This is a genomic window from Butyrivibrio sp. AE3006 (assembly GCF_000424165.1).
In the GTDB taxonomy this organism is placed as follows: Bacteria; Bacillota; Clostridia; order Lachnospirales; family Lachnospiraceae; genus Butyrivibrio.
This window is the reverse complement of sequence record NZ_KE384145.1, coordinates 240,730-245,540: the sequence shown is the minus strand read 5'-3', so window position 1 is coordinate 245,540 and position 4,811 is coordinate 240,730. Positions and strand designations below refer to the sequence as shown.

The 4,811-nt window shown below is 43.4% G+C and carries 4 protein-coding genes; 3 read left to right on the top strand and 1 reads right to left on the bottom strand.

Features of this window, described 5'->3' with window-relative positions:
* The first annotated feature begins 375 nt into the window (after window positions 1-375).
* The 3 genes from G603_RS0118035 (at window position 376) to larB (ending at window position 4,532) form a co-directional block, all read left to right on the top strand.
* Window positions 376-2,055, top strand: a complete 1,680-nt coding sequence (locus G603_RS0118035; RefSeq protein ID WP_026671052.1) for a class I adenylate-forming enzyme family protein — start codon at window positions 376-378, stop codon at window positions 2,053-2,055.
* A gap of 272 nt (window positions 2,056-2,327) precedes the next feature.
* Complete coding sequence (locus G603_RS0118030) at window positions 2,328-3,608, top strand: O-acetylhomoserine aminocarboxypropyltransferase/cysteine synthase family protein (protein ID WP_026671051.1); 1,281 nt, start codon at window positions 2,328-2,330, stop codon at window positions 3,606-3,608.
* Window positions 3,609-3,779: 171 nt separating this feature from the next.
* A complete protein-coding gene (gene larB / locus G603_RS0118025) occupies window positions 3,780-4,532 on the top strand; it encodes a nickel pincer cofactor biosynthesis protein LarB (RefSeq protein WP_026671050.1) in 753 nt (250 codons plus the stop codon).
* Window positions 4,533-4,598: 66 nt separating this feature from the next.
* Here larB and G603_RS21025 read toward each other — a convergent pair.
* Window positions 4,599-4,811: transposase (locus tag G603_RS21025; protein WP_035793931.1), on the bottom strand; the 213-nt coding region annotated here is incomplete at its 5' end.

Sequence of the window (4,811 nt, the reverse complement as noted above, 5' to 3'; positions counted from 1 at the left end):
GCTTAGCATGATATAACCTCCAATTGATTGTATTTTACAACATCTGGACACAAACGTGAGATGCTGTGTCCAGAAAACGGGGTTTTCCATAAAAACCGTGTCCACTTTACGGGGATGCCACTTCCAAAAGGATGAAAGATGGTGTCCGAAAAGTGAGATTTCAGAAAGGTCATGTGTCCATTTTTATGGGTACATTTTACTTGACAAAGGGGAGCGAGGAAATATGATTTTAACAGACAGACAGACAGACAGACAGACAGACAGACAGACAGACAGACAGGATATCCTTCGGTAGATAAGCCCTGGCTGAAATACTATCGTGAGAATGCCGAAAAAGAAGCGAATGAAATTCCGGAGAATAAGACAGTATGGGATGTGATCGAAGATAGCTTAAAAAAGCATATGGACATTCCCGCGCTGGAATACTTCGGAAGATCAATCTCCAGAAAAGAGTTCATAGATAATGTCTATTTGTGGGCTAAAGCATTTAAAGCATTGGGAGTTAGAGAAAACGAGATTGTTGCGTTTTACGGCCCATTTATGCCGGATATCTGTTATATGGCTTTGGCTTTGAATTATATTGGTGCATGTCCATATTTCCTGAAGCTGGCAATAAGCCCGGAGGCCTTGGCGGAGGAAACAGCAGAGTGTAAGATCGCAATCGTTTTTGACCAGATGTGGGAGAAAGTGAAAGGGGAGTTTACCAAGGAACGATTTGAAACTGTTATTGTGGCAAAGATCACGGATGCGATGTCCGCTCCTAAAAAACAAATAGTATCTGCTTTATCAGGACTTAAGGGCAAGACTAAGATCCCTAAGGAAAAGAAGTATTTATCGATCCGCGAGGCGAGGAAACTTGCCGGTGGGTATGATGGCGAGTTAAGGGCCGATTTTGTCCGGGAAAGAAATACTTTTATCACATCATCCAGCGGAACTACGGTAGGTGGTGTCGTAAAAGGTGTTGTCGCTACGAATGAATCAGTATTAACACAGCTATCAATGGCGGATGCTTCGGGCTGCCAATATTTTAAAGGTGAAAGATGCCTGAATCACTTTCCGCCCACTGCAGCAACGTCTCTTAATATCCTGTTTTTGTTGCCGCTGTATCGGGGGATGACGATTGTTATGGATCCCCGGGTTTCGGAAAAGGATTTTTACAGGCAGCTCACAAAATATCATGTGAACGTGGTTTGTTCTACCGGAAGTGCATGGGAAGCTTTTTTTAACAGACTGGATGCGGAAATTCGGAGAGGAAGCCGCTTTGATTTCTCATACATTAAATCCTGGGTGGTCGGAGGAGAAGGTACAGATTCGAATAAATTTATCAGATGGCAGGAGATATTGAGGAAAACCGGTTCTGACAGAGGCCTGGCAAGCGCCTATGGCTCGTCGGAAGTTTTTGCCTCGGCTTGTTCAGAGTTTGAACACGTAAGATATGATTTTAGTAAGCCCATTATGAGCATTGGAATCCCCTTTGCGGGCCTTAATGTAGGTGTGTTTGATCAAAACGGAAATGAACTTGGATACAATCAGAGGGGCGAGCTGAGAATAAAGAGTAATTCAATAATGAAGGGGTATTACAACAAACCGGAGTTGACTGCAAAGACAAAGGTAAACGGATGGATATGCACCGGAGATCTGGCAGAGATAGATGAAAAAGGGTTTGTTTATATATGGGGAAGATTGAAGGATACCGTCAGAACGTCGGATGGTCGAAACATTTATTTATTTGATATAGCAAACAGGATAAAAGAAAAAGAATATATAGATGACGCGATAGTGATTGATAAATCGACCGATCCCGAATCTGTGAATCTGGTGGCGCATATCGTGTGGGACGCGTCGGTTAAGAATGAAGACAAAGAAAGAAATCTTATTGATCTGACGGAATGCATTAAACAATATGAACCGTCAGTCAACCTGAACACGTTTGCCTTTCATGACGTGATGTTACCATATTCGCCTACTACGCTGAAGAAAGACAAAAACAGGATGGCAAATCAGAAAGAAGGTTTCGTACAGGTAATCGACGGGAAGATCATCAAAGATATTTAAGAAAAAACAAATATTGACTGTAAAGTGGTTATTTCTTTTTCTTTTGTTTGCTTCCGAACAGATATGAAACCGAGAAAGAAGCTCTTGCCGAAAGCATTTCATCAGGGCTTTGATTTTGAGTGGTAAAATGACTGGAAGTTAAGATTTACAGGCGGCAGAATTTTTTTTGCGTTTTGCCTATTTACCTATTGACACAGTATGTAAATATATGTATCATTGGTTTCAATAAAAAAAGCGCAGAAAAACAGAATATAAAGCAGGAGGATGATGAAATGAGTGATTACAGATTTGAGACATTACAGTTACACGTAGGACAAGAGCAGCCTGATCCGGCAACAGATGCAAGAGCAGTTCCGATCTATCAGACTACCTCTTATGTTTTCAGAAACAGCCAGCATGCGGCTGACAGATTCGGACTTGCAGATGCAGGTAATATTTACGGAAGACTTACAAACTCAACCCAGGATGTTTTTGAGAAGAGAATCGCAGCTCTTGAAGGCGGAAGTGCAGCACTTGCAGTTGCATCCGGCGCAGCAGCAATCACTTATACCATTCAGGCTCTTGCTGCAAATGGCGGACATATCGTAGCACAGAAGACTATCTATGGCGGAAGCTACAATCTTCTGGCACACACACTTCCTCAGTACGGAATTAACACCACATTTGTTGATGCACATAATTTAAGCGAAGTTGAAGCAGCTATTAAGGATGACACAAGAGCAATCTATCTTGAGACCCTTGGCAATCCCAACAGTGATATTCCGGATATCGATGCAATTGCAGAGATTGCTCATAAGCATGGTCTTCCTCTTGTTATTGATAACACATTCGGAACACCTTACCTCATCAGACCCATTGAGCACGGCGCTGATATCGTTGTTCATTCAGCTACAAAGTTCATCGGCGGACACGGCACAACCCTTGGCGGTGTTATCGTGGAGTCCGGTAAGTTTGACTGGAAGGCAAGCGGCAAGTATCCCGGAATCGCAGCCCCCAATCCCAGCTACCACGGAGTTTCATTCTATGATGTGGTTGGCCCTGCTGCATTCGTAACATATATCAGAGCTATTTTACTTAGAGATACAGGTGCAACACTTTCACCCTTCAACGCATTCCTGCTTCTTCAGGGTGTTGAGACATTATCACTTCGTCTTGACAGACATGCAGAGAACACAAAGAAGGTAGTTGAGTTCCTTAAGAATCATCCCAAGGTAGCTAAGGTAAATCATCCTTCTATCGAGGATCACCCTGATCATGCACTTTATGAGAAGTATTTCCCTAACGGCGGAGCTTCAATTTTCACATTTGAGATCAAGGGCGGCAAAGAGGAAGCATGGAAGTTCATTGATAACCTTGAGATTTTCTCACTGCTTGCAAATGTAGCTGATGTAAAGAGCCTTGTTATCCATCCTGCAACTACAACTCATTCACAACTTTCCGATGAGGAGCTGAAGGATCAGGGCATCACCCAGAGCACCATCAGACTCTCAATCGGTACAGAGCATATCGATGATATCATTGCTGACCTTGAGAAGGGCTTCGCAGCTATCTGATAAAAACTATATTTAAGGAATTCGGTTCCGCGGCACGCAGCAAAAATCCTGCTTGCCGCGGGATTTTTTTATTCAATATTTTAGGTTTTCTCCCTGCACAGAGAGGGTTATATTTATTAGAGAGAATGTTCTTCAAAAGACTTGATTCATATTATATGAGGTGACATAAGAATGGACAAAAAAGAATTGGAACAGATGTTAAAAAGTGTGGCGGAGGGTACCACTTCCGTTGATGAGGCAATGCTTAAGTTTAAAGAGGCTCCTTTTGAAGACCTTGGTTTTGCCAAGCCTGATTTTCACAGAGGTGTAAGACAAGGGGCGGCAGAGGTTATTTACGGTGCAGGCAAGACTCCCGAGCAGGTACTTAGGATATCAAAAAGTCTGCGTGAAAATGGTCAAAAAACAGTTCTTATCACAAGGATGAAGGATGAAGCGGCAGAGCTTCTGAAAAAAGAGATCACAGATTTTTCATATGATGAGCTTAGTCATGTGGGAATAGTCGGAAGCCTTCCTGAGAAGGACGGAAGAGGCAAAATAGTTGTGGCAACAGGTGGCACCAGCGATATACCCGTAGCTGAGGAAGCAGCCAAAACTGCGGAGGTTTATGGCAACGAAGTGGTTCGTCTTTATGACGTTGGAGTTGCAGGTCTTCACAGGCTTCTTGGACACATGGATGAGATAATGTCAGCAAGAGTCATAATCGCCATCGCCGGAATGGAGGGAGCCCTTGCAAGCGTTATCGGCGGTCTGGCGGACTGCCCTGTAATTGCTGTACCTACCAGCGTTGGATACGGAGCTTCCTTTGGCGGAGTGTCAGCACTTTTATCTATGCTTAACTCCTGTGCCAGCGGCGTAAGTGTAGTAAATATTGATAACGGCTTCGGCGCAGGATATCTGGCATCTATGATAAATCATATGAAATAACATTTTATGATGTATCAGCGAGAAAACTCCTTCCGACATAGTCGGTGGGGGATGAATCGCTGGCCCTCAGCGCTTTGCTTTGCTGTATCGCCCTGTTTTTTCATATTTTCTTTTGTGGTCATCCGTGCGCTGGCTTTCTATATATTTTTTCACTGTCTCAAGTGAAACGGATCCGGTTGTGGCGCAAAAATAGCTCCTGCTCCAGAAAAGAGCATCTCCACACAGATATTTTTCTATGTGTTCACGGTATTTGATCCTGACTTCTTTAGAGAGCTGGGA